The organism is Nonomuraea insulae, from assembly GCF_042656245.1.
The window spans coordinates 1-2,280 of record NZ_JBHSPA010000090.1 but is presented as its reverse complement, the minus strand read 5'-3'; the positions used below and the strand labels follow the sequence as shown (position 1 = coordinate 2,280).

The following is a 2,280-nucleotide window of genomic DNA, read 5'->3' as shown; positions in this document are numbered from 1 at the left end:
ACGGCGCTCGCTGCCAGCCCGGCTGCCGCGTCTGCCGCATGCTCGTCCGTTCCGGCCACTGAGCGGACACCAGCACATGTCTCACGACCAGCCCCCGAACACCATCAGCGACCAGCAGTGGGCGCGACTCCAGGAGAACGCCCGCAAGGCCAACCCGCATCTCGATCGCTTCTCCAAACTGGAGGCGATCAAGCACCGCAAGCAGTCCGCCCAGCAGTTCAAGAACCGCAAGTGGAGCTAGCCATGATCACAGTCCTCTCCTACATCCTCGCCTTCCTCATCGGAGGTCTCTTCATCGAGCTGGTGCGCATGGGCCAAGGGCGCTACCGGCTGTGGCAGGTCTCCCGTGTCACCGTTCGCCAGGGCGGCTCTCTCGAAGTCATCGCCCAAGGCTGGGCCGCTTCCCCACGGAACTGGTGCAACAAGCCCGGCTGCCCGCGCTGCTGGGGACGGCGGTGGAGCCGATGAACCCGTCCCACGACCGCCCCGCAGACTCACCGAACGGAGCACCCGCCATGAACGACTCATCAGCCACCGCCCCGCGCCCACTATCGGAGGGAGGACAGACCCTGATCTCGGTCACCGCCGCCGCTGTCGGCGTGCTGGGCCTGATCGGGTTCGTCATCTCCTTCGCCACCGTCATGGACGCGGCCAAGCCCACCTTCGGATCACTCGCCTTCCTGCTGCCCCTCGGCGTGGACCTCGGAATCGGGGTGTTCTCCGCGCTGGACATCGTCCTGGCCCGGCTGAACATGCGGGTGCGCTGGCTACGGTTCGTCCCCTGGACGCTCACGGCCGTCACGGTCTACCTGAACGTCGCTGCCTACGCCAACGCACCCGGCGGGCCTGACTGGTTCGCCGTCATCGCCCACGCGATCCTGCCCGGCCTGTGGGTCGTGGCCGTAGAGATCGGCACCCACGCCGTACGCAAGCGCGCCAACCTGGCCAACCCTTCCCGCCGTCTCGACAGCATCCGCCTCTCGCGCTGGCTGCTGTCTCCGGTTCCCACGTTCGCTCTATGGCGGCGCATGGTGCTCTGGGAGGTGCGCTCGTACCCCGACGCCCTGAACCGCGAACGCGACCGCATCCTGGCCAAGACCGACCTACAGGACCACTACGGCCTCCTGTGGCAGTTCAAGGCCACCCGCCGCGAGCGCGCCCTGTACAAGCTCGGCGAGCTGGCCCCGGCCAGCGCACCTATCCGGGCTGAGTCAGTACGGCTCACACCGCCCGCGACTCCCAAGCGCCCGGCCCTGACCACCGCACCGCCCCGCAAGCCCAAGCCGCGCAAGACCACCCGCCCGACCGTCACCCCGTCCGAGGTGGACGACCTGATGCCGCTGGGCTGGCAGGTCGCCGCCGACCACGACGCACGAGGCATCACCCTGACCCGGGATCGACTCCGCGACGCCATCCGCCAGACCGGCCAATCCCTCTCCACCGACCGCGCCGGAGCACTGCTGGCCCGCCTGCGGTCCGAGACCGGTCCGACCGCCGAGAACGCGGGACGCGAGGCCGCCTGATGGACCTCTGCCTCGCCCGCCCCTCGACCGGCGACCCGCCACCGGTCGGACCGCACGAACCGATCGCCGACACCAACACGACTGCCCGCACGGACGAGACGCGGTCCCACCGCACATCGCCCCTGACCAGCCCAGTACGGGACGCGACCTCATCCGCCAAGACTCTGGCCGCGCCCCGTAACCCCGCCCGCAGGTACGCACACGAGGTGCCCACATCATGACGCATCACCCGCACGAGCACGAAGACCACCACAGCGAAGAAGACGAGCCGACCACCTTCGACCGCACCGAACCCGGCGGCGAAGTCGTCCCGCTCGACGCGGCCCGCCGCCGCGCCCGCCGCGCGGACGACCAGGAGGCCGACCGCGAAGAGGACGAGTTCTTCGACCGCGAGACCATCGCGATCGAGGGCACGGTCCTCGGGCCTCCGGTCGACCCGCCGGACGACGACGTGCCCTACCGCTCCACCAACGACCAGCGCCGCGCCCCGATCATCCCGGCCACGCTGCGGTCCTGGAAGGGCACCCGCGCCATGCTCGCCTGGCAGGCCAAGGACGCCGGGTACGTCGTCGGCTACCACGCCGTCCGCTCACCCAAGTACGCCGCCAAGGCGACCGTCTACGCCCCGGTCGGGTTCTTCCGTGCGACGGGAAAGCTCCTGCACTGGGCCACGGCGGAGGAGGGCAACTGGGCGCTTCGCCAGTACGCCGCCGACCGCAACGACCCGGAGACGTGGCTCAAGCTGGACAAGCAGCGC

The 2,280-nt window shown here is 69.9% G+C and carries 4 protein-coding genes; all 4 read left to right on the top strand.

The genetic code is table 11. From position 1 onward, the window contains the following. The coding region (locus ACFPZ3_RS56230) for a hypothetical protein (RefSeq protein WP_379522688.1) at nt 1-241 on the top strand (241 nt) is incomplete at its 5' end. Nucleotides 242-243: 2 nt separating this feature from the next. Continuing rightward, the gene (locus tag ACFPZ3_RS56225; protein ID WP_379522687.1) at nt 244-468 is read left to right on the top strand and encodes a hypothetical protein; all 225 of its coding nucleotides are present in this window, start codon (nt 244-246) and stop codon (nt 466-468) included. 47 nt (nt 469-515) lie between these two features. Next, entirely contained in the window at nt 516-1,523 is a 1,008-nt protein-coding gene (locus tag ACFPZ3_RS56220) for a DUF2637 domain-containing protein (RefSeq protein ID WP_379522686.1), read from the top strand. 217 nt (nt 1,524-1,740) lie between these two features. Further along, nucleotides 1,741-2,280: hypothetical protein (locus tag ACFPZ3_RS56215; protein WP_379522685.1), on the top strand; the 540-nt coding region annotated here is incomplete at its 3' end.